General features: G+C 61.1%; 24 protein-coding genes and 2 pseudogenes. 6 read left to right on the top strand and 20 right to left on the bottom strand.

Annotation, left to right across the window (positions count from 1 at the left end):
• Window positions 1-2 precede the first annotated feature (2 nt).
• From rplX to NQ050_RS01655, 3 genes are all read right to left on the bottom strand, one after another.
• Window positions 3-317: a 50S ribosomal protein L24 gene (rplX, locus tag NQ050_RS01665; protein ID WP_257037511.1), complete on the bottom strand. Its 315-nt coding sequence runs from the start codon at window positions 315-317 to the stop codon at window positions 3-5.
• 3 nt (window positions 318-320) lie between these two features.
• The gene (gene rplN, locus NQ050_RS01660; RefSeq protein ID WP_257037510.1) at window positions 321-689 is read right to left on the bottom strand and encodes a 50S ribosomal protein L14; all 369 of its coding nucleotides are present in this window, start codon (window positions 687-689) and stop codon (window positions 321-323) included.
• A 175-nt stretch (window positions 690-864) separates the two neighbouring features.
• Complete coding sequence (locus NQ050_RS01655) at window positions 865-1563, bottom strand: NUDIX hydrolase (RefSeq protein WP_257037509.1); 699 nt, start codon at window positions 1561-1563, stop codon at window positions 865-867.
• A gap of 80 nt (window positions 1564-1643) precedes the next feature.
• On the opposite strand from NQ050_RS01655, the gene nadA reads away from it, so the two are divergent.
• Entirely contained in the window at window positions 1644-2615 is a 972-nt protein-coding gene (gene nadA / locus NQ050_RS01650) for a quinolinate synthase NadA (RefSeq protein ID WP_257037508.1), read from the top strand.
• Window positions 2615-3541: a carboxylating nicotinate-nucleotide diphosphorylase gene (nadC, locus tag NQ050_RS01645; RefSeq protein WP_257037507.1), complete on the top strand. Its 927-nt coding sequence runs from the start codon at window positions 2615-2617 to the stop codon at window positions 3539-3541. The genes nadA and nadC overlap by 1 nt, the downstream gene beginning before the upstream one ends.
• 50 nt (window positions 3542-3591) lie before the next feature.
• Here nadC and NQ050_RS01640 read toward each other — a convergent pair whose 3' ends face one another.
• Together NQ050_RS01640 and NQ050_RS01635 are read right to left on the bottom strand one after the other, a co-directional pair.
• On the bottom strand, window positions 3592-5595 hold the full coding sequence (locus NQ050_RS01640; protein WP_257037506.1) for a sucrose-specific PTS transporter subunit IIBC: 2004 nt from the start codon (window positions 5593-5595) through the stop codon (window positions 3592-3594).
• A 295-nt stretch (window positions 5596-5890) separates the two neighbouring features.
• Complete coding sequence (locus tag NQ050_RS01635; protein ID WP_257037505.1) at window positions 5891-7252, bottom strand: glycoside hydrolase family 32 protein; 1362 nt, start codon at window positions 7250-7252, stop codon at window positions 5891-5893.
• Window positions 7253-7698: 446 nt separating this feature from the next.
• On the opposite strand from NQ050_RS01635, the gene NQ050_RS01630 reads away from it, so the two are divergent.
• The 4 genes and pseudogenes from NQ050_RS01630 to NQ050_RS01615 all read left to right on the top strand — a co-directional run.
• On the top strand, window positions 7699-10455 hold the full coding sequence (locus NQ050_RS01630) for an FtsX-like permease family protein (RefSeq protein ID WP_257037504.1): 2757 nt from the start codon (window positions 7699-7701) through the stop codon (window positions 10453-10455).
• Window positions 10456-10673: 218 nt separating this feature from the next.
• Window positions 10674-11654, top strand: a pseudogene (locus NQ050_RS01625) (PhoX family phosphatase); the annotation flags it as partial.
• A 173-nt stretch (window positions 11655-11827) separates the two neighbouring features.
• Entirely contained in the window at window positions 11828-12760 is a 933-nt protein-coding gene (locus tag NQ050_RS01620; RefSeq protein ID WP_237208030.1) for a serine hydrolase, read from the top strand.
• Window positions 12761-12841: 81 nt separating this feature from the next.
• Window positions 12842-13936: pseudogene (locus NQ050_RS01615) on the top strand (PhoX family phosphatase); the annotation flags it as partial.
• Here the strand turns inward: NQ050_RS01615 and pulA are convergent.
• From pulA to fusA, 15 genes are all read right to left on the bottom strand, one after another.
• Entirely contained in the window at window positions 13933-15801 is a 1869-nt protein-coding gene (gene pulA, locus NQ050_RS01610) for a type I pullulanase (protein ID WP_257037501.1), read from the bottom strand. The pseudogene NQ050_RS01615 and the gene pulA overlap by 4 nt on opposite strands.
• A 66-nt stretch (window positions 15802-15867) precedes the next feature.
• Entirely contained in the window at window positions 15868-16164 is a 297-nt protein-coding gene (rpsQ, locus tag NQ050_RS01605; RefSeq protein WP_257037500.1) for a 30S ribosomal protein S17, read from the bottom strand.
• A gap of 2 nt (window positions 16165-16166) precedes the next feature.
• Window positions 16167-16397: a 50S ribosomal protein L29 gene (gene rpmC / locus NQ050_RS01600; protein ID WP_257037499.1), complete on the bottom strand. Its 231-nt coding sequence runs from the start codon at window positions 16395-16397 to the stop codon at window positions 16167-16169.
• Complete coding sequence (gene rplP, locus NQ050_RS01595) at window positions 16397-16813, bottom strand: 50S ribosomal protein L16 (protein WP_257037498.1); 417 nt, start codon at window positions 16811-16813, stop codon at window positions 16397-16399. Before rplP ends, rpmC begins: the two co-directional genes overlap by 1 nt.
• A 3-nt stretch (window positions 16814-16816) precedes the next feature.
• A complete protein-coding gene (gene rpsC / locus NQ050_RS01590; RefSeq protein ID WP_257037497.1) occupies window positions 16817-17566 on the bottom strand; it encodes a 30S ribosomal protein S3 in 750 nt (249 codons plus the stop codon).
• Entirely contained in the window at window positions 17566-17925 is a 360-nt protein-coding gene (gene rplV / locus NQ050_RS01585; protein WP_257037496.1) for a 50S ribosomal protein L22, read from the bottom strand. Before rplV ends, rpsC begins: the two co-directional genes overlap by 1 nt.
• A gap of 3 nt (window positions 17926-17928) precedes the next feature.
• Entirely contained in the window at window positions 17929-18204 is a 276-nt protein-coding gene (rpsS, locus tag NQ050_RS01580; protein WP_144275457.1) for a 30S ribosomal protein S19, read from the bottom strand.
• 15 nt (window positions 18205-18219) lie between these two features.
• Window positions 18220-19062, bottom strand: a complete 843-nt coding sequence (gene rplB / locus NQ050_RS01575; RefSeq protein WP_257037495.1) for a 50S ribosomal protein L2 — start codon at window positions 19060-19062, stop codon at window positions 18220-18222.
• Window positions 19063-19083: 21 nt separating this feature from the next.
• The gene (rplW, locus tag NQ050_RS01570; RefSeq protein WP_257037494.1) at window positions 19084-19386 is read right to left on the bottom strand and encodes a 50S ribosomal protein L23; all 303 of its coding nucleotides are present in this window, start codon (window positions 19384-19386) and stop codon (window positions 19084-19086) included.
• A complete protein-coding gene (rplD, locus tag NQ050_RS01565; RefSeq protein WP_257037493.1) occupies window positions 19386-20039 on the bottom strand; it encodes a 50S ribosomal protein L4 in 654 nt (217 codons plus the stop codon). Before rplD ends, rplW begins: the two co-directional genes overlap by 1 nt.
• Window positions 20036-20692: a 50S ribosomal protein L3 gene (gene rplC, locus NQ050_RS01560; protein ID WP_257037492.1), complete on the bottom strand. Its 657-nt coding sequence runs from the start codon at window positions 20690-20692 to the stop codon at window positions 20036-20038. Before rplC ends, rplD begins: the two co-directional genes overlap by 4 nt.
• A gap of 32 nt (window positions 20693-20724) precedes the next feature.
• The gene (rpsJ, locus tag NQ050_RS01555; RefSeq protein ID WP_257037491.1) at window positions 20725-21030 is read right to left on the bottom strand and encodes a 30S ribosomal protein S10; all 306 of its coding nucleotides are present in this window, start codon (window positions 21028-21030) and stop codon (window positions 20725-20727) included.
• Between the two features lie 452 nt (window positions 21031-21482).
• Window positions 21483-22148, bottom strand: coding sequence for a hypothetical protein (locus NQ050_RS01550; RefSeq protein ID WP_257037490.1), 666 nt, complete (start codon window positions 22146-22148; stop codon window positions 21483-21485).
• A 63-nt stretch (window positions 22149-22211) separates the two neighbouring features.
• Entirely contained in the window at window positions 22212-23402 is a 1191-nt protein-coding gene (gene tuf, locus NQ050_RS01545; RefSeq protein WP_257037489.1) for an elongation factor Tu, read from the bottom strand.
• Between the two features lie 344 nt (window positions 23403-23746).
• A complete protein-coding gene (fusA, locus tag NQ050_RS01540; RefSeq protein WP_257037488.1) occupies window positions 23747-25873 on the bottom strand; it encodes an elongation factor G in 2127 nt (708 codons plus the stop codon).
• Window positions 25874-25915: the final 42 nt, after the last annotated feature.

Below are 25915 nucleotides of genomic sequence, written 5' to 3'. Positions count from 1 at the left end.
GTTTAGATGTCCTTCCCGGTGCGGCGAGAGATACGGACCTTCTTGCCGTTCTCGTCGAAACGGTAGCCAACGCGGGTTGGGGTGCCGTCAGCGTCCAGAAGCATCACGTTAGAAACGTGGATTGGAGCTTCCTGGGTAACGATGCCGCCGGAGGAAGCGCCGCGCTCTGGTGCAGAGTTTGCAACGTGCTTCTTGATGCGGTTCACGCCCTCCACGAGTACCTTGTCGCGGCGTGGGTATGCCTCGATGACCTTGCCCGTTGCGCCCTTGTCTGGGCCGGAGATCACGATGACGTTATCGCCCTTCTTGATCTTCATGGGTTAGATCACCTCCGGTGCGAGAGAAACGATCTTCATGAACTTCTTGTCGCGAAGCTCACGAGCAACTGGGCCGAAGATGCGGGTACCGCGAGGCTCAGAGTCGTTCTTGATGATGACGGCTGCGTTCTCGTCGAACTTGATGTAGGAGCCGTCTGGACGACGGGTTTCCTTCTTCGCGCGAACAACTACTGCCTTTACAACCTCGCCGGCCTTTACGTTGCCGCCTGGGGTTGCTTCCTTGACAGTCGCGACGATTACGTCGCCAATGCCAGCAAAGCGTCGGGTGGAGCCACCGAGGACGCGGATGCACAGAATTTCACGTGCACCGGTGTTGTCGGCGACCTTCAGACGCGATTCCTGCTGAATCACTATGGGTCTCCTTGACCTGGATTGTATGTGTGGCAGATTTCCGAACTGACACACGCGGTCTATGTACTCACTCGCCTTTCGCGCCCCCGCCGCTCCCGGAAACTAGCAGCACGAACGCACCTGTGAAAGGCAACCCGACTATTCAACCACACCCGCCGCCTGCTTTGCAAGATGCTCATGAGGGGCGAAACGCTGCAAAGGGATCCGTGACCACGAGCCGCTGGGAGGCAAAGCGGTAGAGCGCAGCGGGGCGCCCTCCCCCGGCAGGCTTCACGACGTCTCCAGTTGGTTCAAGCACCCCTCTGCGACTCAGCACCCGCTTCAGGTTGGTCACGGATACCTCATATCCCAATACCGCGCAGTACACCTCACTGAGCTGCGCCAATGAGAACGCCTCCGGCATCAACGCGAACGCGATGTTGGTGTAGCTGAGCTTGCCGCGCAGTCGGGCAACCGCGAGCTCTACGAGCTCCAGGTGGTCAAATGCCATTTCCCTGAGCCCTGCCACCGGCAGCCACTGCCCCTCATGAGCTTGGGGCGTCAAGCCCAGGTAGGCGGTGGCAATCGTGCGGTCAAAAGGATCCCTGCCCACCTCGCCGCGCGTGACGAGCTGTTCGAAGTGCGCAACCTTGGCGGCGTCGGCACTGCGATTCAGGAGATTCCTGAGATGCCTGATTACGGACTGATCCAAGCTCTCGTCTACTTCCACCGGACCGGAGGGGAGTTCGGGGAGGCCCGGGAAGGGTTCGCGCTGGCGGGTGTGGGTGAGGACCTCGAGTTGTTCGGTGACGCGCAGGACCACCGCCACTGCTTGATGGCGGAATTTCGCGGTGCCGGCGTGGTCGCGCAGGGGGCCTACGGGGGGATGTGTCACGGGTTCATGCTACTGTGCAAAGCAGTTTTCGCCTAATGGTCTAAAACCCCAGTCCATACCAGCCCCTTGGAGAACACCTCATGTCCACACTGCCTGCCAATTGGGCCGATGAAGTGCGCGAACTCGCCTCCGCGCGCAATGCAGTCATCCTTGCCCACAACTACCAGCTCCCCGAGATCCAGGATGTAGCGGATCACGTTGGTGATTCCCTAGCACTTTCCCGGATCGCCGCACAGACGGACGCAACCGAGGTGATCTTCTGCGGCGTGCACTTCATGGCGGAAACCGCCAAGATTCTCTCCCCAGAAAAGCGCGTGCTTATTCCGGACGCGGCGGCGGGCTGCTCGCTTGCAGACACCATCACGGCGGACGCACTACGCGAATGGAAAATGCAGCACCCCGGCGCGGTTGTGGTGAGCTATGTGAACACCACCGCTGAGGTGAAGGCGGAGACGGACATCTGTTGCACCAGCGCGAACGCCGTGGACGTGGTGCGGTCTATCCCGGCGGACCAAGAGGTGCTGTTTTGCCCAGACCAGTTCCTGGGCGCCCATGTAAAGCGCGAGACGGGACGTGAAAACATCCGCATTTGGGCAGGTGAATGCCATGTGCATGCGGACATCTCCCCCAGCGGGCTCACCCGGGCCGTGAAGGACAATCCGGACGCCGAGCTATTTGTGCACCCCGAGTGCGGCTGCACCACCTCTGCGTTGTGGCTGGCTTCCCAAGGGGAGTTTCCCGCGCAGCGCACGCACATCCTCTCCACCGGCGGCATGCTGGATCAGGCCCGCGCCACCTCCTCCAAGAAGGTGCTGGTGGCCACCGAGGTCCACATGCTGCACCAGCTCAAGAAGGCCCGCCCGGACACCGAGTTCCTGCCCGTCAACCCCGATGCTTCCTGCCCGTTCATGGAGATGATCACCCCGGAGAAGCTGCTCCGCTGCCTGCGCGAAGGCCGCGACGAAGTCCACGTTGCCCCCGACGTTGCCGCCAAGGCCGCCCAGGCGGTGCAGCGCATGATCGCAATTGGCACCCCAGGTGGTGGCGAATAATGTCCACTCAACACCCTGAAACCGGGTTGCTCCCCGCACCACTGATCAAACAGTTGCGCGAGGCCGACTTGGACCCCGGCTATGTTGTGGATGTGATCGAGCGCACCCTCGACGAAGACCTCCAATGGGGCCCGGACGTCACCACCTTGGCCACCATCGGCAGCTCCCTCATGGGCACCGCGGACATCGTGGCCCGCGCTCACGGTGTGCTCGCCGGCGTTCCCGTAGCCGCCGCCGTGGCGTACTGCTGGGCCGGGCGCTATGAGGGCCGCGTGATGCAGGTGGATGTGCAGCAACACTGTGCCGATGGCTCCAGGGTCACGCCCGGCACGAAAGTACTGAGCGTCACTGCCCCAGTGGTGGACCTGCTGACCTTCGAGCGCACCATGCTGAACCTCATTTCCCAACTCTCCGGGGTGTCCACGCACACCGCCGCGTGGGTTGAAGCCTGCGCAGGCACCACCACGAAGGTTCGGGATACCCGAAAGACGATCCCCGGCATCAGGATTTTGCAGAAATACGCGGTGCGCTGCGGCGGCGGCGTGAACCACCGTATGGGTTTGGGCGACGCCGCCCTGGTGAAAGACAACCACATTGTGTCCACCGGCTCCTTGAGCGCCGCGGTGGAAAAGGTCCGCGCCTACGCCCCGGACCTGCCGATAGAGGTGGAGTGTGACACCCTCGCCCAGGTTGCCGAGGCCATCGAGGCCGGGGTGCGGCTCATCCTGCTGGACAACATGAGCCCAGATGAGGTCAGCGAAGCGTTGGAGCTCATCCACCCCGCAGGGGCGCTCGCGGAAGCCAGTGGCGGGCTCACCCTTGAGGTGGCCGCGCAGTACGCCGCCACCGGGGTGGACTTCCTGGCCGTGGGCGGCCTCACCCACTCCTCGCTGGTGCTGGACCTGGGGCTGGACCTGCGCGCATAACACAAAACCACCTACCGCGGTAGGTGGTTTGAGCATTGAGCTGAATGCGCTTAAACGTTCGTGGTTTCCACTGGAGCGGCCTTTGGATCCACGGTCATTACGCGCTCGCCGGCGATCACCGGGCCAGGGATTGCACCTGGGACCGGGAGCACCGGGCCGGTGCGCTTGGAGTTGGACACCACCACGGGAGTGGTGACCTCGTAGCCTGCGGCCTTGATGGCATCGATGTCGAACTCGCAGAGCAGGTCGCCTGCCTTGACCTCATCGCCTTGCTGCTTGTGGGCAGTGAAGTGCTCGCCCTTGAGGTTCACGGTGTCAAAGCCCACGTGCATGAGGATGTCTACGTCCTTGCCGTCTGCACCCTGGGTGCGCACTGCAAAGGCGTGGCCGGATGGGAAGGCAACCACGATCTTGCCGTCAACTGGGGCTACCAAGCGGCCTTCGGTTGGCACGATTGCAATACCCGCGCCCAGCTTGCCCTGGGCAAACATTGGGTCAGACACGTTGGAGAGCACCTCTGCCTCACCGGTGAGTGGGGCCACAACATCCAGGGCGTTTGGCGCTGCTGGCGGGATGACCTCTGCCAGCGCTGCGGCTGCCGCGGCATCTGCCTGCACGCTGTCAGTTGCGTCAGGATCGATGGTGCCGTTCTTGGTTACCAGGTAGCGGCCGTAAGCGAAGGCTGCGATGAAGGCCACGATGAAGGTAATCACGGCGATCACAAGGAACTGCGGGATATCCTCTGCGCGGATGGACACCGCACCAATGAAGCCTGCTGCGCCCAGCGCCTTGGCCTTGACGTCGAACAGGGCAACCAGTGCCGAGCCGATGCCGGCAGCGCCGAGGCCGATGTAGAACGGCCAGCGCAGGCGCAGGTTTACACCGAAGATTGCAGGCTCGGTAATACCGAAGATTGCGGAAGTACCAGAGGCACCCGCCAGACCCCTGAGCTTCTCGTTCTTGCTGAGGAAGTACACCGCGAATGCCACGGCACCCTGTGCAATGTTGGCCATGGAGGCGGTAGCAAAGATGAAGGAACCGCCTTGCTCGAAGAGCATGAGCTCGATCGGCGGGAAGGACTGGTGCAAGCCGGTGATCACGATTGGGGAGTAGACCAGGCCAAACAGCAGACCAGCGAAGATACCGCCGGCCTCGTAGCCGTTTGCCAGGCCTTGCGCGAGCATGTCGCCCACCCAGCGCAGCGCAGGACCCACGGCAATGAAGGTGATGAAGCCGGTGATCAGCAGCGTGAGCACTGGGGTGATCAGGAAGTCAGCAGTGCCCTTGAAAGTGCGGTGGAAGAACTTCTCCAACGTGGCCAAGATCCAGGAAACAGCGAGCACTGGCAGGACGGTGCCCTGGTAGCCAGCCTGTGCAACATCAAGACCGAAGAGGTTCCAGTAGGGCATGGAGCCGTCGGCAATCGCCTCTGCCACGCCGTAGCCATTGACCAGGGATGGGAACACCATGGCCATACCCATGCCGGCGCCCAGGAACTCGTTGCCGCCGAAGCGCTTGGTGGCCGTGAAACCCACCAGCACGGGAAGGAAGGCAAACGGTGCAGCAGCCAACAAGTTGATCATTTCCGCCATGCCGGCGATGTTCGGGAACTGCTCCACCAGGGACTGTGGGCCGAACAGGTCCTGGGAGGTGAGCACGTTGTTGATTGCCATCAACAAACCGCCACCCACGAGGATCGGGATGAGTGGAACGAAGATGTCCGCGAGGACCTTCACCGCACGGGTGAACCAGTTGCCGGACTTTGCGGCAACTTCCTTGAGCTCCTCAGTGGACACGGCGATGTTTTTGGAAGTCATCTTGTCCAGCTCAGCGAACACATTGTTCACGTCACCTGGGCCAACGATGATTTGGTACATGCCGCCGGTCTCAAAGGTGCCCTTGAGGTCGGGGTCATTGTCCAGTGCAGCCTGGTCCACATCCTTGGAGTCCTTCAGGACCATACGCAGACGCGTAGCGCAGTGCGCAGCGGCAACGAGGTTTTCCTCGCCACCAATAGCCGTGAGCACACGGCTGGCTACTTCCTTATGTTGCATTGCATTCCTTTTGCGTTGTAGGAACTTGAACTTTCACAGAACTTCACATCATTAGACCAACAAAACAGAAGGAATACAAGCTAAATCACAACATTTCCCAAATGTAATGCCCATCACCCTAAGGTGGCGAATGTGCTACCAACGGCCTGCGAAAATCTGCCACTGAACAGGGATGATTTTCATTTACCCCCAAAACCGGTACCACAGAAACAAAAAATGTCCGATACCACAAGCAAACATCGCAATTGTGGTATCGGACAAAACCGGAAATTACACCCGTCCCCTCATGAGAACATCAGAAATTGCTCACGCGGCGCACCCCAGCCCAGCCCCGCGGATCCGCGGCAAACACGGCACTGGCCAACGCCACCGCACCGCCGCCCGCAGTGACTTCCACAGCACATCCATCGGCGTAGATCACGAGTTCCCCACCCTGCTCTGGCAACGCGCACTGGCGCACATCTCCCGCCACATCCAAACTCAGCGCGCCATCGGCAACACTCACCTTGAGCCCTGCGGCGCCAGCGGCGTCGTAAAGCTCCCACGCACCCTCCCCCGTGATTTCCTCGCGATGAACCAGGGCCTCCTTGGGAAGCAGCAACTCCTGGAACAAACGCCCGCCACGAAGGCGCAGCATGCGCGGCGTGGTGAGGGTATGGACCCAGCCTTCCTCGGTGACGGTGGGGGTGTCATCTTGCGCAGGCAGTCCCATCCAACCGACGAGCAACGCGCCCTGCTCGTAGGCCGTGACCTGCGGTGCGTAGAACTGGTGGCCAAAATCCAGTTCACTGAAACCACGCAGAACCTCAAACGTGGTGCTGTGAAGGCGCCCAACCAAGTAACCGCACTGGTCAGAAGATGCGTAGTGGGTGTTGCCTTGGGTGTCGGTGATCGGGGCGAGACCCTGGGGGCACATAATGAGGACGTCCAGGTCCTCGCCGGTTTCCTCGTCGCACAATGTGATGAGGTTCGGGCACTCCCACATGAACCCGCCGGGCACGAGGTCGGGTGCGGACCCCGGCTGGGCATGGTCGATGCTGAACTCCAGCGCGCCTGCAAACTCCCAGTGGAAGAGGTCTTCACCGCGGTACAGGGCCACTGCTGGAGTTTCGTCCTCGCGCTGCGCACCGATCACCATGCGCCACTTGGACTGCCCCGTGGGGTCTTTGGTCACCATTGGGTCGCGGAAATGCCCAGTAAAGCCCGGTTCTTGGCGTGCGATGAGGGGGTTGTGCTCGCTACGGCGGTAGATCCCGCCCATGGGGTCGCCGTAGCCCACCGCTGGCACGATGTTTTGGCTGGGGATGCGTTCCCCGTCCACCTTGAGGTTGCCGGTATAGAAGAGGTACACCTGGCCGTCATCGTCGCGGGCCGCGCCGCCCGAGTAGACGCCATGCAGGTCATAGGGGGCATCCGGGTAGAGGGCGTCCGGGTGGTGCGTCCACACCAGTTCATCGAGCTTCGCGGAGGCGTGGCCCCACCCCGTGCGCTTGGCGCCAAAGGGGAAGGCGGGGTCGTGCTGGTAGTACACGTGGAGCGTATCACCATCCACGAACATGCCGTTCGGGTCATTCAGGCGGCCCTGCGGCGGCGAGACATGAAACTTCGGGCGGTGGGGGCCAGCTGAAGAAATGGATGGCTGGTGTGTTGTGCTCATATTGACCAAGCATATCCACGCACCGTGGGAAATATTTTGATCGGGCACACAATCTGCCCGGTTCCTTGGCCTATCTCACACAGTTTTCGCGCTGATCCCACGGTTTTCGCAGTTCCCGCGCCTCTTCCTCCCGCGATCCATCGGTCCTTTTGGCGGGCTTGGTTGGCTTTGATTCCGAACTCCACCGTATGCGAGCATGAATCAGTAACAATTCAATTCCGTGCGCGATAATTAAACAGAAACCCTTTTTCCACATCCCGCCTTCCAGACCCCACCCTCAAGGGGGAGAAGAGGACCACTAGTTCCGTGTTCAGCCCGAACCCCGACGCCCCCGCAAGCTCCCATACGGGAACCCCTGCGGCACTTCCTGCAAGCACCATTGCCCTAGGTGCAACAGCGTGATTGGAATTGGGAACGGGGACGGTTCGGGACAAGGAGCTGACGGTTTGGACGCGGGAACAGGCGCGGGCAACAGCACTGCCCTACGCACGCGCCCACGCAGCGGAGGCAACACTGTGCGCGCGATCCCCGCGTTGCTGCGCATCGCAGGGAAAAACATTCACTCCCATAAGGCGCGTTTCCTGCTTTCTCTGCTCGCCGTGGCAATCGGCGCGGCCTTCCTCGCGGGAACCGTGGTGCTTACCTCAAGCATCCAGTCCACGCTCAACACGCTGGTGTCAAACGAGTACCAAAACACAGACAGCATTGTGCGCCAGCAACGCGGGATTATCGGCACCTCTGCGGAGCAGCGCCTGGAGGCAACCGAGCAGCTTGAGTCCAGCAACCTTGGGCTTTCCGTCCTGCTCACCTCAGATCAGCGCATCCCCATCAGCCTGTTGGAACCGATCCGTCAAAACCCAGAGGTAGCGGCAATCAATATTGATACTGCCTACTCCATGACGGTCACCGACGCCCAGGGCAACAATCCCTTCCAATTCCGCCCACCCACGCTGAGTACCTTTTATGGCACAGAAGAGATCGTGGGCAACAAGTACCAGGTGATCGAGGGCCGCGCCCCCGAGCAGCACGCCCCGGAGGCTGTCATCAGTGACACCATGGCCAAAGAGGGCAACCTGTCCGTGGGAAACACCATTCACGTCACCCACCCCTACTTTTCCGCTGACCTCCTGATCACCGGGATCTTCCAGGACGTGCAAACCCAATCCACACTTTTGGGCGGAACCCGCGACGTGCTCGCCCCAACAGAAACCTCCCAGATCAGGGTTTCTGAGGGCACCTTCATTCACACCTTCACCGACGGCCAGTTTGTGGGGTCCATGAAGCTCAACGGACGTACCATGCACGGCGCTGAACTGGCGAGCTACCTGCGCACCACCTTCCCCGAGGCCCAGTTCCTCGACGCACCCACGCTTGCGGCCCAACTGGAAGGGACGATCAGCACCACGATCACCTTCCTGCGGATGTTGCTCACCGCATTCGCCCTCATTGCCCTGGTGATCTGCGCTTTCGTGATCTCCAATACCTTCGGCGTGGTTGCGGCGCAACGCATCGAGGAGTTCTCCCTCCTGCGCTCCATCGGCGTGCAGCGTAAGCAGTTGCTCTCACTAGTACTCCTGGAGGCCTCCGCGCTGGGCTTGCTGGGCTCCGCGCTCGGCACCGCTGTGGGCATCGCTTCCGGCTGGGCCGGGGTGAAATGGATTGGCACCACCGCGGTTTCCCCAGCCCCTCCGGCGTTTTCTGTGCCGGTGGAGGCAATCTCCCTGCCCGTGGTCGTGGGTGCGTGCGTCACCGTGCTCGCGGCGCTGCGTGCGGGCCTGCGTGCGTCGAAAGTGCGCCCCCTTGAAGCCCTGCGCCAATCCGAGCAGCTCACCTCCCGCCCCACGCACCTGCGCACAATCCTGGGCCTGGCGCTGCTCGCCGTGTCCGGAGTGTTGATTGTGTTTCCGCTGCCGCACACCTACGCCCTGGTCACCGGTGGCGCCGCGGCGGTATTGTGCATCCTGAGCGTGTTCCTCATCACCCCGGCGGTGCTGGTGCTGATCGGTACCCTGCTCGCGCCACCAAAAACCACAGCCTCGCACCGCAAAAAACGCGCTTCTTCGGGCAGGACACTGCGGCAGATGGCGGCGCAGTCCATGATCCGCACCCCGCGGCGCAGCGCAGCAACCTCCTTCGCATTTGCGCTCGGCGTGAGCTTGGTGATTGCGTCGCAGGTGCTCAGCACAGCCGCGAACAGGCTGATGACGGACGAGGTCCGCCAGGAAATCACCGCCGCCGTGAGCATCCAAAGCTCCGCCGACGGCTCCTTTGAAGTACCCGCTGAATCCATTGAGGCATTAGGCACCTCCCCCGAGGTTGCCCAGATGCTCACCATGAGCGTTGCCCCAGTTCAGGTAGCACAGAAGACGCAGGGGACGCTGCCGGTAACCACCGTCATGAACCAAGACCCCGCAAACTTCATAGCCCTTGAGGGGGTTTCGGGCTCCACCGACCTCTCCCAACCCAACACTTTTATTGCCGACGCCGCCACCGCCGCGGCAAACGGCTGGAGCATCGGCGCTCAAGTCCCGCTGCTCGGCGCGCTGGGCGACCAGTACCACAACCTCACCCTCATCGGCATCTACAGCTCCTCCAACACCATGGGCAGCCTGGTCATTTCCACCTCGAGCCTGGAGGACCTCCCATACGGGCCCACCCGCAACCTCACCTCCTACTTCCTCAACCCCATCCCGGACGTCCCCGCCGCACAACTCCTCACCACCGCGCGCGCCGAACTCAGCGAGTACCCACTGCTGCGCGTGGGCTTGGGCCAGGACTTCACCTCTAGCCAGGCACAACTGTTCAACCAGGTGCTCTTGCTAGTGAATGTGCTGGTTGCGCTGGCGCTGGTGGTAGCGGTGCTTGGTGTGGCAAACACGCTGGTACTCAGCGTCCTGGTGCGCCGCCACGAGTACGCCCTGTTGCGCGCCATCGGGCTGCTGAGCACGCAAATCCGCGCACTCATCCAGCGCGAAGCACTGTTCCTCGCCGCAATCGGCGCCGCTGCGGGCATCACCTTGGGGCTGGTAATTTCCGGCATCGTCCTAAGCAGACTCGCACCAGACACCGTGCGCGCCACCCTGGACACCGCCCTGCTTTGCAAGGTGGCGGCAGTCGGCGCGGGCGCGGTACTCATCGGCTGGATCACAGCGCTCACCCCGGCACGAGTCGCCGCGCGCACCTCTCCCCTAGAAGCAATCTAGATCCGACTAGATTCGGGCGCTTTTCGACGCGCACCGGGGCCCAGTATGGCACGGTACACGAGCGGGCTCGCGGCTGGAGGTCGCCAGGAAGCAGGAGTGCACTTGAGGTTCAGTTCAGCGGTGCCAGATTGTCACCACACGCGCATAGTCTCCGCCTAGCCAACGCCTAGCCAACGCCTAGCCAATCTGGCATCGCTTAGTGATCGGAGACTTCACCCATGGCACTCAAGGGCCTCAATCTGCTGTTTCAATCCAACCGTTCCAAGCTCACCTGCACCTACAAGTGCGGCAACGCCTGTCTTGGGGAGTGCACCAACAACTCAGACAACCCCTACTTCGGCACCATCGTTTCCCGGCGCACCGTCTTGCGCGGCTCCGCGCTCACCGCTTTGACCTTTGGTGGCGGTGCTGCGTTGGCGGCGTGCAGTCCGGCGTCGGAAAATGCCAGCTCCTCTACCACCGCCGTTGATACGTCACGCGCGGCGGCAGCGGCAGACCCCGCGGGGCTACGCTTTGAGAACGTTGCCCCAAACACCGATGACCGCGTAACCGTTCCCGCAGGTTACGCAGCCGGAGTGCTCATCGCTTGGGGCGACCCAGTGTACGAGGACGCCCCGGAGTTCGACCCCAACAACCAGACCGCAGCGGCCGCCGAGCGCCAGTTTGGCTTCAACAATGACTTCGCCGGCCTGATTGAACACCCCGAAAACCCCGAGCGCATGGTGTATGTCTGCTCGCATGAATACACCACCGAACCACAGATGTTCCCGGACTACGACCCAGAAAACCCCTCCAACGAGCACATCAACATCGGCCTGGCCGCCCACGGCCACACCATCTTAGAAGTGACCAAAGACGCCAGCACCGGCGAGCTCACCCGCACGTTCGGGCCGCTCAACCGCCGCATCACCGCCAACTCCGACTTCCGCCTGGTAGGGCCTTTGGCTGGCTCCGACCTGGTACGCACCAGCGCCGACCCCACCGGCACCCTGGTCAAGGGCACACTCAACAACTGCGCCGGCGGCATGACCCCATGGGGAACCTTTCTTTCCGGCGAGGAGAACTTTGAACAATACTTTGGCAACGCCAAGGACCAAGGCGAGGGGCGAGCCGCGGAGGACCTCAAGCGCTTTGGTGTGCCCGAGGAGGAGTCAGCGCGCAAGTGGGAGCGCCTGCATGACCGCTTTGATGTGTCCAAGGTGTGACTTTGTCCGCTAAATGGCGTGACATCTTGATCGCTGTGTGGCGCCCTCAGAGTGTCCACTCGTGAGACGCGTCGCTGGTAGGGTGAACAGGTATGAAACCCGCCTGTCTCACAAACGCATCAACGACAGACGGTGACACCGCTCTGGCAGGCCTTCTACTCAACTCCTTGCCGCTCAAGCGTCCCGTCTATGCCGCCTGTCTCGCCACAGTCGGCCCGGCAGGCACTCGCATCGCCACGATCGGGTGCGACCTGCAGAAAACGTTCCACATCGGTTCAATCAGCAAAGCCCTCAACGGCTTGATCTACACCGACATGGTGCAGACCAGGCTGATCTCACCGCACGACCGACTCGAAGACTACCTCCCCCTGGCCGGAACAGCTGCCGGTGAAGCGACTTTGGAGTCCTGTCTGACCCACACCTCAGGACTGCCTGCCACCGGCGGGGGAATCCGCTCAGCAGCCCGAGCGCTCAGTGCTGTACTGACAGGTGGTGATCCACAACCCGAGAACCTCGCCGATCTGATGAACCAACTTCGCCGATCGCGTGTCCGTCATGCCGGGCGCTTCAGCTACTCCAACCTCGCCGCCTCAGCATTGGGCCACGCGTTAGCGGCCGCCGACGGGGCGGACTACCCGACGCTGGTGCGAAACAGGCTGACGATACCGCTGGGGTGTTCACGCCTGCGCGCTCAGCAACCTGCACAGCGAAACCTCCCGCATGACCTCAACGCTGTCACCGTGTGGGGCACTGACCAACTGCCCTGGACCGGGCAAGGCTATGGACCGGCCGGAGCGATCAGGGGAAGCGCCCATGATTTCGCCACGGTCATGTCAACCCTTCTCGCCGATGACTGTGTCTACGAGGATGCTTTCCGAGTGCGCTTCACTGATGACACTAAATCTGTCGCGGCGGGGTGGTTTGTTGAAGACAGATCCGATCGACCCCTGGTGTGGCACAACGGTTACGCCTCCGGATTCGGCGCTCACATGGTGCTGGATCGCCAGCGCCGACGAGGGGCGTTCATCTCGGTGGTCAGCCCGTATCCCGACGCGGACATCGAGCCCGTCGCGATGACAATGCTGGATGCGGCGGTGTAAGCGACATCCTCTGTACGAGGCCACGACGACAGCAGGACGTTCTCGTCAGTGCCCGAGGACCATGGTGCTGGCAGCAGCCTCAAGGAGCCAAATGAGATCAACCGCTTTGGCTACATCGTGGAAATCGACCCCCTGGACCCCAACTCCACCCCGGTCAAGCACACCGCGCTCGGCCGCTTTAAGCATGAGGCAGGTAACATCCACGTGACGTCGGATGGCACCGTGGTGTGTTACTCCGGCGACGACGCCCGCTTTGAGTACATCTACAAGTTTGTCTCCTCAAAGAAGATCAAGGAGGGCGACATCACCCACAACATGACCATCCTGGACGAAGGCACCCTCTATGTAGCCTCCCTGGAAGGCAACTCCCCCGCCGCGGAAATCACCGGCACCGGAGAACTGCCCAAGGACGGCGCCTTTGACGGCACCGGCACCTGGCACAAACTGCTCACCGTTTCTGGCGACACCGCAACCTCCCACGTGGACGGCTTCACTGCCGAAGAAGTTGCCGTGTACACCCGCCTGGCCGCAGACACCGTTGGCGCAACCAAAATGGACCGTCTCGAGGACTTCGAGGCCAGCCCCAAGACCGGCAAGGTGTACGTAGCGCTCACCAACAACTCCTACCGCGGCGCCACTGGCGCGAACGCCTCCAAATCCAAGGAGGACCCAATGGAGTGGGCGCCGGTGCGCGAAAACAAAAACGGCCTGGTGATGGAACTCGACGACGACCACGCCGGCGAATCCTTCACCTGGAACATCCTGCTGGTCTGCGGCGACCCCGAGGAAGCCAACACCTACTTTGGCGGCTTTGACAAGTCCCAGGTCTCCCCCATCTCCTGCCCAGACAACCTGGTCTTCGACGACCACGGCAACCTCTGGATCTCCACCGACGGCAACGCCCTCAAATCCAACGACGGCCTCTACGCCGTAGCGCTGGAAGGCCCCAACCGCGGCCAGCTCAAGTGCTTCCTCACCGTCCCCGTGGACGCGGAAACCTGCGGCCCGGTGGTCCAGCGCAACCGCGTGCTCGTGAACGTCCAGCACCCAGGCGAAGCCGACGACGCCACCTTCACCCAAGCCACCTCCTCCTGGCCCGAAGGCGGCAGCAACATCCCACGCCCCGCAGTCGCCACGGTCTGGCGTACCGACGGCGGCGAAATCGGCATGGCCTAAAATTCACCGCGCTCGCCGCGCCGCTGCAGCACCAACACACTCAGCGGCGCGACGGGCTGCTGGTCCCAGGGGCGGGCTGGTGTGAACACGCGCTCGTCAGCCACATGCACCACCCACCCCTCATGAGCAGAAGTATGACGTCTGATGTCCCACGCGGTGACGTCGGCATTGATCACAATCAGGGCGTCTTCGCCATCGAAGGCCCCCGCCACGCGATAGCAAAGGTGCAACCCTTCTGCTTCCATGAGGGAGGTTGTGGCGGCGATCGTGGCGTAATCGCTCTCCGTCACCCACCCCCAACGCCGGCGGAATGCCACCAGCTCCCGGAAGAACTCGAGTTGTTCAGGGAACGTGAGGGCGCGGTTGTAGTCGAAGGCATTGATGGAATCTGGCGCGTTATAGGAGTTTTCCACTCCTTGCTTCGTGCGCAGCAGCTCTTGTCCCGCGTGGACAAAGGCGATGCCTCGGGAAAGCATTTGGATGCTGGTGGCGAGTGTATGCCGCCGCGCAATTTCCCCCTCATGAGCATGTTCCAACCCGGCGGTGCCGCGGAGTTTGTCGAACATCGTGAAGTTATCGTGTGCCTCGTTGTAGATCACGCATTGCGCGGCGCTCAGGTAGTTGCGGCCCTCGGGGGCACCGTTCATGGCGTCGAAGAGCAACTTCGCTGCGGGCTTTTTGTCCATGAGGGTGGAGTCGGGGGCGTAGGAGGGATTCCCGCTGACAAACCCCGGCCCGGCGAGGTTGAAGTTGGAGCCTTTCACCACGTCGCGGAACGTATCTTGGAACATGCCAATCCTAGGCATGAGGTGGCCTGCGTTTTGGTCGGCGGGGATGACGCCGGGCTCGTGGTTGCCCATGGTCCAGCCTTCGCCAATGATGAGGATGCCGGGGTCGATCTCATCGAGGGCTTCGCGCACGGCGTTCATGGTAGCCACGTCGTGGATGCCCATGAGGTCAAAGCGGAAGCCGTCGAGGCCGAAGGTTTCGGCCCAATACACCACCGAGTCAACGATGAAGCGGCGCATCATGGGGTGTTCGGAGGCGGTTTCGTTACCGCAGGCGGTGGCGTCGTGGAAGGAGCCGTCGGTACGCATGCGGAAGAACGTGCCGGGCTCCACCAGCTCGAGGGGGTTGGTGCCGGCGTCGTAGACGTGGTTGTAGACCACATCCATGATCACCCGCAGGCCGCGCGCGTGGCAGGCGTCTACGAGGGCGCGGAACTCGCGCAGCCGGGCAAAGGGGTCGTGTGGATCGGTGGCGTAGGAGCCTTCGGGGACGTTGTAGAGCACAGGATCGTAGCCCCAGTTGTATTGGGCGCCGAAGCTGAGGTCACCGGTCTCATCCACCGAGCCGAAGTCGAACACCGGCAGCAGTTGCAGGTGCGTGACCCCAAGCGAGGCGATGTAATCCAGGCCGGTTGGCACGCCTTCGCTGCTGCGGGTGCCGGCCTCCGCGAGCCCGAGAAACTTGCCTTTCGCCCCTATGCCGTTATCCGGGGAGATGGTGAGGTCACGAACATGCGCCTCATAGATCACAGCCTCGCCGGGGTCAGGGAAGCTGGGCAGGCGGCTGGCAGGTCCGAGGAGCTTTCCGACGTCCACCACCACCGCCTGCTCACCGTTCGCCGTAGCCGCGCGAGCGTGGGGGTCGGCGGTGCGGCGGCCGTCGATAGTGAAGCTATACCTTTCCCCCTCATGAACACCGGGGATGTGCACGTACCACTGTCCCTGGGCGCCTTTGGTGAGGGGAACCGTGCGGGATTCTAAGTTGACGGCCACCTCATGAGCACTTGGTGCCCATAGGGTGAATTCGGTGCCGGTGGCTGTGACCTGCGCGCCGAGGGGGCCAGTGTAGTGTGTCATGGTGTTCTCCGGTGTGTGTTGGGCGCAAAAAAGCCCCGCCGAGGCGGGGCTTAGTGCGCCAAGGGTTTAGCGTGCCTTCTCGATGATTTCTACGAGACGGAAGTGCTTGTCCTTGGAAAGTGGGCGGGTCTCCTCGATGCGCACGAGGTCACCGATGCCGGCGATCTCGTTCTCATCGTGGGCCTTCACCTTGGAGTTGCTACGGATGGTCTTGCCGTAGAGGCCGTGCTGCTTACGGTCCTCGAGCTCAACCACGATGGTCTTCTGCATCTTGTCAGAAACCACGTAGCCGGTGCGTACCTTGCGGGCGCCCTTTGTCTTCTTTTCAGAGGTGTTCACGTTGTTCACAGTTGCCTCACTCATGTTTAAGCCTCAGCTTCCGGAACGACGGACAGGCCCAGCTCGCGCTCGCGAATAACGGTGTAAATGCGGGCGATGTCGCGCTTGACGGTGCGCAGGCGACGGTTGTTGGTCAGCTGACCGGTTGCTGCCTGGAAGCGCAGGTTGAAAAGCTCTTCCTTGTTCTCAGCCAGCTTGGTCTTCAGCTCCTCGGCGTTCAGCTCGCGAAGCTCGTGTGCGGGGGTACCGTTAGCCATTAGAACTGGTCCTCCTTCTTAACGATACGAACCTTGCAAGGGAGCTTCTGGCCTGCACGGCGCAGAGCCTCGAGTGCCATTTCCTCGTTTGGGTAGGACATTTCGAAGAGGATGCGGCCAGGCTTCACGTTGGCCACCCACTTCTCCACTGGGCCCTTACCGGAACCCATACGCACACCGAGTGGCTTCTGGGTCAGAGGGCGGTCTGGGAAGATGTTGATCCAGACCTTACCACCACGCTTGACGTGGCGGTTGATGGCAATACGAGCAGACTCGATCTGACGGTTGGTGATGTAGGCGGGCTCGAGAGCCTGGATGCCGTAGTCACCGAAGTTGATGCGGTTACCGCCCTTGGAAACACCGCTGCGGTGTGGACGGTGCTGGCGGCGGTACTTGACGCGCTTTGGGATAAGCATGGATTAACCCTCCTGCTTCTTCTCAGCGCGCTGACGACGCTGGCCACCACGACGCGGACGTGCTGCGTTGCGGTCGCCGCGGCCGCGGCGCTCTGCTGGTGCGTTGAGATCGCTTTCGCGACGGCCACCAACGACGTCACCCTTGTAGATCCACACCTTGACGCCAATGCGGCCGAAGGTGGTGTGAGCCTCGTAGGTGCCGTAGTCGATCTCGGCGCGAAGCGTGTGCAGTGGAACGCGACCCTCGTGGTAGCGCTCGGTGCGGGACATTTCTGCGCCGCCCAGACGGCCGGAGCAAGCAACCTTGATGCCCTTGACCTGTGGCTGGCGCATTGCGGACTGGATAGCCTTACGCATTGCGCGGCGGAATGCCACACGGTTGGTGAGCTGCTCGGCGATGGACTGTGCCACCAACTGAGCGTTTGCATCAATGTTCTTGACCTCTTGAATGTTGAGGGCAACCTGCTTGCCGGTGAGCTTCTCCAGCTCCTTGCGGAGACGCTCAGCCTCGGAGCCGCGGCGGCCAATCACGATGCCCGGACGGGCGGTGTGAATGTCCACGCGGACGCGGTCGCGGGTGCGCTCGATCACGATGTCGGCGATGCCGGCGCGATCCAGCGTCTTGGTGAGGAACTCGCGGATCTTGATGTCCTCGGCGAGGTACTCAGCGTAGTTCTTCTCGGCGAACCAGTGGGACTTCCAGTCGGAAGTAATGCCCAGTCGGAGGCCGTGAGGATGGATTTTCTGGCCCACTACTTGGCCCCTTCCTTCTGGCTAACAACCACGGTGATGTGGCTGGTGCGCTTACGGATCTGGTATGCACGACCCTGTGCGCGCGGGCGGATACGTCGCATGGTTGGCCCCTCATCAGCAAATGCCTCAGAGATAACCAGGCTGCGGCGGTCCAGGCCGAAGTTGTTCTCGGCGTTGGCCGCTGCGGAAGCAACAACCTTGGCAACTGGCTCAGAAGCAGCCTGTGGGGCGTACTTCAGGATTGCCAGTGCCTCTTCCACGGACTTACCGCGAACGAGGTCTACTACGCGACGTGCCTTCATAGGGGAAACGCGGACAAAGCGGGCCTGTGCGCGTGCGGAGGTGATGGTCTCACTCATCGCTTATCGACGTCCCTTCTTGTCCTGGATGTGACCCTTGAAGGTCTTGGTTGGTGCGAACTCGCCCAGCTTGTGGCCGACCATGGAGTCGTCCACGAACACTGGCACATGCTTGCGGCCGTCGTGAACGGCGAAGGTGTGGCCAATGAAATCTGGGAGAATGGTGGAACGGCGGGACCAGGTCTTGATGACCTGCTTGGTGCCCTTTTCGTTCTGAGCATCGACCTTTGCGAGGAGGTGCTCATCGACGAACGGGCCCTTCTTCAGGCTGCGTGGCATCTAACTATCCTCCTCTTAGCGCTTCTTGCTCTTGTTCGTGCGGCGACGCTGCACGATCATGCTGTTGCTGTAACGGTTGGGGTTACGGGTACGGCCTTCCTTCTTGCCCCATGGGGACACAGGGTGACGACCACCGGAGGTCTTACCCTCACCACCGCCGTGTGGGTGATCAACTGGGTTCATCACAACACCACGGACGGTTGGGCGGACGCCCTTCCAGCGCATACGGCCAGCCTTGCCCCAACGGATGTTGATCTGGTCAGCGTTGCCGACCTCACCAACGGTTGCGCGGCAGCGGATGTCCACACGGCGGATTTCGGAGGAAGGCATACGCAGCACTGCGTACTTGCCTGCCTTACCGAGGAGCTGGATGGAAGCACCTGCGGAGCGGGCGAGCTTTGCGCCTGCGCCTGGCTTGAGCTCCACGTTGTGGATCACGGTACCGGCTGGGATGTTGCGCAGTGGCAGGTTGTTGCCCACCTTGATGTCGGCGTTTGCGCCGGCCTCAAGGATCTGGCCCTGCTGCAGGCCCTTCGGTGCAATGATGTAGCGCTTCTCACCATCGCGGTAGTGAAGCAGCGCGATGTTTGCGGTGCGGTTTGGGTCGTACTCGATGTGTGCGACCTTCGCTGGGATGCCGTCTTTGTCGGTGCGGCGGAAGTCAATCACACGGTACTGGCGCTTGTGGCCGCCACCCTTGTGGCGCACGGTGATGTGGCCGTGTACGTTGCGGCCACCCTTCTTTGGAAGGGGGCGAACCAGAGACTTTTCTGGGGTCGAGCGAGTGATCTCCTCGAACATAGAAACGGAGCTCTGGCGGCGACCCGGGGTTGTCGGCTTGTACTTACGAATAGCCATAGTTTGTCCTTACCTCGACCCTTACGCGGCGGAGCCGCCGAAGAGGTCGATAGTGTCGCTGCCCTTAAGCGTCACGTAGGCGCGCTTGGTTGCCTTGCGGCGCCCGAAACCGGTGCGGGAGCGCTTGCGCTTGCCCTCGCGGTTCAGGGTGTTCACGGAGGCTACCTTCACGCCGAAGATCTGCTCGATAGCAATCTTGATCTCGGTCTTGTTTGCGGATGGAGCTACGTAGAACGCGTAGGTGTTCTCCTCCATCAGGCTGTACGACTTCTCAGAGAGCACAGGGGCGAAAATGATGTCGCGTGGGTCTGCGATCTTAGCCATTAGTTCTCCTCCTTAGCCGCACCAGTGGCGCGGTCGATGAAGGCGTTGAGAGCGTCTACAGAGAACACAACGTCGTCAGAGTGCAGCACGTCGTAGGTGTTCAGCTGGTCGGCGAACAGGATGTTCACGCCTGGCAGGTTGCGGGCGCTCAAACGGGAGGTTGCGTCCTCGCGGCCAACCACGAACAGGACGTTGCGGCGGTCGGTCAGGCGCTCGATGAACGCGCGAGCGGACTTGGTGGAAGGAGTCTGACCAGGAACCAGCTCTTCAACAACGTGAATGCGATCGTGGCGTGCACGATCAGACAGTGCGCCGTAGAGAGCAGCCTTGATCATCTTCTTCGGGGTGCGCTGGGAGTAGTCGCGTGGCTTCGGGCCGTGCGAGATACCACCACCGGTGAAGTGAGGAGCGCGGATCGAGCCCTGACGAGCGCGACCGGTGCCCTTCTGGCGGAATGGCTTACGGCCACCGCCGCGAACCTCACCGCGGGTCTTGGTGGAGTGGGTACCCTGACGACGTGCAGCGAGCTGCGCGTTGACAACCTGGTGGAGGAGTGCCACAGATACTTCGCGGTCGAAGATCTCTGCAGGCAGCTCGACCGAACCATTGGTCTTACCCTCAGCGGTGTGGACGTCCAACTTCAGATTGGTCATGCGTGTGCACCGCCCTTCACTGCGGTCTTAACGGTCACGATGCCACCGCGGTTGCCCGGGATTGCACCCTTGATCAGGATGAGGTTGGCATCGGCGTCAATCTTTTGAACCTTGAGGTTCTGGGTGGTGACGCGGTCGGAACCCATGCGGCCAGCCATACGCTTGCCCTTGAAGATACGGCCTGGGGTAGCGCAGGCACCGATGCCACCAACGCGGCGGTGTGCTGCCTGGTTACCGTGGGACGCACCCTGGCCTGCGAAGCCGTGGCGCTTCATGGCGCCGGCGTAGCCCTTACCCTTGGTGGTGCCGGTGACGTCAACGAAGGTGATGCCTTCGAAGATGTCAACGGTCACGTCCTGACCAACCTCGTATGCGGAGACGTCGTTCATACGAATCTCTGCCACGTGGCGGCGGGGGGTAACGCCAGCCTTCTTGAAGTGGCCGGCTGCTGGCTTGTTTGCCTTGCGAGGGTCGATTTCGCCGTAGGCGATTTGGATGGCGTTGTAGCCATCGGTTTCTTCGGTGCGAATCTGGGTCACAACGCATGGACCAGCTTCAACGACGGTCACCGGGATTACGCGGTTTTCCTCGTCGAAGATCTGCGTCATGCCGAGCTTGGTGCCCAGAATGCCCTTGATCTCAGTTTCACTCATTAGTTATTCTCCGCTGCCAAAAATTTCGTCGATCACTGAATGTTCACGTCGACGCTGGCCGGAAGGTCGATGCGCATAAGGGCGTCAACCGTCTTCGGCGTCGGGTCGAGGATGTCGATCAGGCGCTTGTGAGTGCGCATCTCGAAGTGCTCGCGAGAATCCTTGTACTTATGGGGAGAACGAATAACGGCGTACACGTTCTTTTCGGTGGGCAGTGGCACTGGGCCGACAACGCGTGCACCCGTGCGGGTGACGGTCTCCACGATCTTACGAGCGGACTCGTCGATTGCGGAGTGGTCGTAGGCCTTCAGCCGAATGCGGATCTTTTGTCCCGCCACGCTTATCCTCTTCCTCGCTAGTCCCACATCCCAAGGTTGGGAGAGGTGGGAATCGCTTCTCTTAATCTCTATAACGTTGTCCGGACCTTCAGGACCTTGGCACAACGCCAGTTCTTACTTGACTATCTGCTGGGGCTCCAAGGCGCGGAAATAAACACGCGCCAACTGGGGTACAAGGTCCCTTGTGCTACCCAGGAGTCAAGCCGGAAGGGATCTCATCTCGCGATAAGCGTGGCCCTTACGTACTGCCGCTGTTTATTTGCCATGCCCCTTCACTCCGGCCCTTCAAGCTCAAACGTGCGCTGCACTTTTGAAGTCTTGGAGGATCCTTAACTGTTGCTTCCTGGCCTCCCAGAAAGCCACCGTGAAGGTGTCACGATTACCAAGCCACAGCAAAGCCATGTCAAGGCAACTTGAATAGTTAATCATGCAGGCAGGGCTTGGCGCAACCCCTAGCGCGAAGTTTTTCTTAACGACGCCCCCAAGGTCCCACGCCGCGACGTCTCCTGGGGAGTCAAGGGCACATCCACCAAGTGCTCTGTGGCTACTCGCAACTCCCCCAGTTCGCAGCGCAAGATCCCGTCCTGCAATTCGGCGGTACGGCCCTGCCAGGTCCGCGTATCACGGCGTTGCGGCAGCCAAAGTGTGGTATGCCCGTCCGGGGTACGACAGCCCAAGCCCAGGCCGTCTGAGAATATCAGCACTTGGTATCTGCGCTCCCCCATCGCCGTGATTCGCCGTACCACCCCGAATTTGTGTGCGGCGTCGGCGGCGTCGGCAATGCGCAGCGGCAACCCCACTTCCGCTCTCATGAGGGAGCTGTATTCCCAGGCTGTGGGGGTCTCGCCACGGACGATGACGTGAGTTGCGGTGATGAGGAATTCGCGGTCAGGGCTTTCGCAAAGGATTGCATAGCCGTCAGGGGTGCCGGTGAGCCGCCCAGGGAATTCTTGGGCGAGGGCGGTGCAGATTGAGATGGTGTCGTCGATACTGCTTTGCCATGTGAGGCCGCGGGCTTCCAACATGCTCATGAGGGAGAGGAGGGGTTGGTCGGCATTGCCGAGCCAGGCTGCTTCGAGGGCGCGGATGGCTTGGGGGATTTTGCTGGGGTCGTTCATTTGGGCTCCGGTACGGCAAAAGCCGCCCCTTATGAAAGGGACGGCTTTCGGTGATTCCTGGTGTTACTTCAGGATCTTGGTCACACGACCAGCGCCAACGGTGCGGGAGCCCTCGCGGATAGCGAAGCGCAGGCCCTCGTCCATTGCCACAGGCTGGATCAGGGTGACGGTCATGTCGACGTTGTCGCCAGGCATAACCATCTCGGTGCCCTCAGGGAGCTTCACAACACCGGTAACGTCGGTGGTGCGGAAGTAGAACTGTGGGCGGTAGTTGTCGAAGAATGGGGTGTGGCGGCCGCCCTCGTCCTTGGACAGAACGTAGACGGAGCCCTCGAACTCGGTGTGAGGGGTGTAAGCGCCTGGCTTCACAACAACCTGACCGCGCTCAACGTCCTCGCGCTTGATGCCGCGGAGGAGCAGACCACAGTTGTCGCCAGCCTCGGTGTAGTCAAGGAGCTTGCGGAACATCTCGATACCGGTAACGGTGGTCTGGATGGCCTTTTCCTTGATGCCGATGATCTCAACATCCTCGTTCACGTTGAGCTGACCGCGCTCCACACGACCGGTAACCACGGTGCCGCGGCCGGTGATGGTGAAGATGTCCTCGATTGGCATGAGGAATGGCTTGTCGGTCTCGCGAACTGGGTCAGGGATGGAGTCATCACATGCCTGCATGAGCTCGAGGATGGACTTGGTCCACTCCGCGTCACCCTCCAGAGCCTTCAGAGCGGAGATGTGGATGATTGGAGCCTCTTCGTCGTACTCCTGCTCAGCGAGCAGCTCACGGATCTCCATCTCAACGAGCTCGATGATTTCCTCATCATCAACCATGTCGCACTTGTTCAGAGCAACGAGGATGTAAGGAACGCCCACCTGGCGAGCGAGCAGCACGTGCTCACGGGTCTGAGGCATTGGGCCGTCGGTTGCAGCAACCACGAGGATTGCGCCGTCCATCTGAGCAGCACCGGTGATCATGTTCTTGATGTAGTCGGCGTGACCAGGGGCGTCAACGTGTGCGTAGTGGCGCTTCTCGGTCTGGTACTCCACGTGGGAGATGTTGATCGTGATGCCACGCTCCTTCTCTTCCGGTGCCTTGTCGATGGCATCGAAAGCGAAAGCCTGGTTCAGATCTGGGTAAGCATCGGCCAGCACCTTGGTGATAGCTGCGGTGGTGGTGGTCTTGCCGTGGTCGACGTGACCGATGGTGCCGATGTTAACGTGCGGCTTAGTACGCTCGAACTTAGCCTTTGCCACTGTGTGTCCTCCTGGACTTCGTGGTGGCTACGAGTTTCGCAGCCACGTGTTTGACAAGCGCTCCACATTCTCGCTGCTAATTCGGCAGCATGGCAGCGGAGCTTATTACAAATGTGCCAGTTACATGATCCTAGGGTCACACGGCGTATTTTTCAAGCCGAGTTACGCAACCTGTTTAGGATCGGCCTTATGGTAACGGCCGGCTCAACATCCACATGTGTGGGTGTTCAGCGAGCCGCTGCCACAAGGCAGAGCTGTAGTGAGTGCGCTGTGGCCTCTCAAGGGTCTGGCTCCCTAGAGGTCACAGCTCCTAGGCACTCACTATTGCCAAAGCTTTGGGCAGCTTAGGCGGTGCCGTTGCGCTCTGCGATGATCTCTGCAGCCACGGAGGTTGGGACCTCTGCGTAGGAGTCAAAGACCATGGAGAAGTTTGCGCGGCCTGCAGTGGAGGAACGCAGGTCACCGATGTAGCCGAACATCTCGGACAGTGGCACGCGTGCGCGCACAACCTTTGCACCGGAGCGGTCTTCCATTGCGTACACCTGGCCACGGCGGGAGGAGATGTCACCGTTGACGGTACCCATGTACTCCTCTGGGGTGACAACCTCAACGGCCATCACTGGCTCGAGCAGCACTGGCTTTGCCTTAGCAACGGCCTCCTTGAGGGCCTGGGAGCCTGCGAGCTTGAAGGCCATTTCGGAGGAGTCAACCTCGTGGTATGCGCCGTCGAGCAGGGTTGCCTTGATGTTCACCAGTGGGAAGCCTGCGAGGTAGCCGTACTGCATTGCATCCTGGATACCGGCGTCCACGGATGGGATGTATTCCTTAGGAACACGACCACCGGTGACGGCGTTTTCGAATGCGTAGGTTGCGGACTGGCCCTCTTCGAGCTCTTCTGCAGCAGGTGCGTAAGGCTCGATGGCGATGATGACCTTTGCGAACTGGCCGGAACCACCGGTCTGCTTCTTGTGGGTGTACTCGAGCTTCTCCACAGCCTTGCGGATGGTCTCACGGTACGCAACCTGTGGGTTACCCACGTTTGCCTCGACCTTGAACTCGCGCTTCATGCGGTCCACCAGCACGTCGAGGTGGAGCTCGCCCATGCCGCCGATCACGGTCTGGCCGGACTCTTCATCCAGCTCAACGGTGAAGGTTGGGTCCTCTTCAGCGAGCTTCTGGATAGCAACACCCAGCTTCTCCTGGTCGGACTTGGTCTTTGGCTCAATGGAAACCTTGATCACTGGGTCCGGGAAGTCCATGGACTCGAGGATGATCTGGTTGTTTGGATCACAGAGGGTGTCACCGGTGGTGGTGTCCTTCAGACCAATGAATGCGTAGATGTTACCTGCGCGTGCCTCGTCAACAGGGTTTTCCTTGTTGGCGTGCATCTGGAAGAGCTTACCGACGCGCTCCTTCTTGCCCTTGGTGGAGTTTGCCACCTGAGCGCCTGGCTCAACGATGCCGGAGTAGACGCGGACGAAGGTGAGCTTACCGAAGAATGGGTGCACAGCGATCTTGAACGCGAGAGCTGCGAAAGGCTCGTCCACGGAAGGCTTACGCACAACGTCGACGGACTCGTCGCCCACAGCGTGGCCGTGAACCTCGCCGATGTCCAGTGGGTTTGGCAGGTAGTCGATCACGGCGTCGAGCAGTGGCTGCACACCCTTGTTGCGGTATGCGGTACCACAGAGCACTGGGTACACCTCGGAGTTCACGGTGAGCTTGCGGATAGCGCCCTTGATCTCCTCGATGGAGAGTTCCTCGCCGCCGAAGTACTTCTCCATGAGCTCTTCGTCGGACTCAGCAACGGTCTCGAGCAGCTTCTCGCGGTACTCTTCTGCCTTGTCCTGGAGGTCGGCTGGGATCTCCTCGATGGTTGGCTCAGCACCGGTTTCAACCTTGCCGCGCCAGGTGATGGCCTTCATCTCGACGAGGTCAACAACGCCGTCAAAGTCGTCCTCAGCGCCGATTGGGAGCTGCAGAACCAGTGGCTTTGCGCCGAGGCGGTCGATGATGGTTTGAACGGTGAAGTAGAAGTCTGCACCGAGCTTGTCCATCTTGTTCACAAAGCAGATACGTGGCACGTCGTACTTTGCAGCCTGACGCCACACCTGCTCGGACTGTGGCTCCACGCCTTCCTTGCCGTCGAACACGGCAACAGCACCGTCGAGCACGCGCAGGGAGCGCTCCACCTCAACGGTGAAGTCCACGTGGCCTGGGGTGTCGATGATGTTGATCTGGTTGTTCTTCCAGAAACAGGTCACGGCAGCGGAGGTAATGGTGATACCGCGCTCCTTCTCCTGCTCCATCCAGTCGGTGGTGGATGCACCGTCGTGGGTCTCGCCGACCTTACGGTTGATACCGGTGTAGAAGAGGATGCGCTCGGTGGTGGTGGTCTTACCGGCATCAATGTGGGCCATGATGCCGATGTTGCGGACCTTGTTGAGGTCCTTAAGCACTTCTTGTGCCACGGTTTTCCCTAACTTTTCTTGACGAGCGAGCCGCACGAATGC

The organism is Corynebacterium sp. 122RC1 (genome assembly GCF_024580955.1).
Lineage (GTDB): Bacteria > Actinomycetota > Actinomycetes > Mycobacteriales > Mycobacteriaceae > Corynebacterium > Corynebacterium kozikiae.
This window is presented reverse-complemented; position numbering and strand designations above follow the sequence as displayed.

Coding starts and splice junctions, on each gene's coding strand:
- rplX (WP_257037511.1), bottom strand. CDS start 317: ATGAAGATCAAGAAGGGCGATAACGTCATCGTGATCTCCGGCCCAGAC.
- nadA (WP_257037508.1), top strand. CDS start 1,644: ATGTCCACACTGCCTGCCAATTGGGCCGATGAAGTGCGCGAACTCGCC.
- nadC (WP_257037507.1), top strand. CDS start 2,615: ATGTCCACTCAACACCCTGAAACCGGGTTGCTCCCCGCACCACTGATC.
- NQ050_RS01640 (WP_257037506.1), bottom strand. CDS start 5,595: ATGCAACATAAGGAAGTAGCCAGCCGTGTGCTCACGGCTATTGGTGGC.
- NQ050_RS01635 (WP_257037505.1), bottom strand. CDS start 7,252: ATGAGCACAACACACCAGCCATCCATTTCTTCAGCTGGCCCCCACCGC.
- pulA (WP_257037501.1), bottom strand. CDS start 15,801: ATGACACACTACACTGGCCCCCTCGGCGCGCAGGTCACAGCCACCGGC.
- rpsQ (WP_257037500.1), bottom strand. CDS start 16,164: ATGAGTGAGGCAACTGTGAACAACGTGAACACCTCTGAAAAGAAGACA.
- rpmC (WP_257037499.1), bottom strand. CDS start 16,397: ATGGCTAACGGTACCCCCGCACACGAGCTTCGCGAGCTGAACGCCGAG.
- rplP (WP_257037498.1), bottom strand. CDS start 16,813: ATGCTTATCCCAAAGCGCGTCAAGTACCGCCGCCAGCACCGTCCACAC.
- rplV (WP_257037496.1), bottom strand. CDS start 17,925: ATGAGTGAGACCATCACCTCCGCACGCGCACAGGCCCGCTTTGTCCGC.
- rpsS (WP_144275457.1), bottom strand. CDS start 18,204: ATGCCACGCAGCCTGAAGAAGGGCCCGTTCGTCGATGAGCACCTCCTC.
- rplB (WP_257037495.1), bottom strand. CDS start 19,062: ATGGCTATTCGTAAGTACAAGCCGACAACCCCGGGTCGCCGCCAGAGC.
- rplW (WP_257037494.1), bottom strand. CDS start 19,386: ATGGCTAAGATCGCAGACCCACGCGACATCATTTTCGCCCCTGTGCTC.
- rplD (WP_257037493.1), bottom strand. CDS start 20,039: ATGACCAATCTGAAGTTGGACGTCCACACCGCTGAGGGTAAGACCAAT.
- rplC (WP_257037492.1), bottom strand. CDS start 20,692: ATGAGTGAAACTGAGATCAAGGGCATTCTGGGCACCAAGCTCGGCATG.
- NQ050_RS01550 (WP_257037490.1), bottom strand. CDS start 22,148: ATGAACGACCCCAGCAAAATCCCCCAAGCCATCCGCGCCCTCGAAGCA.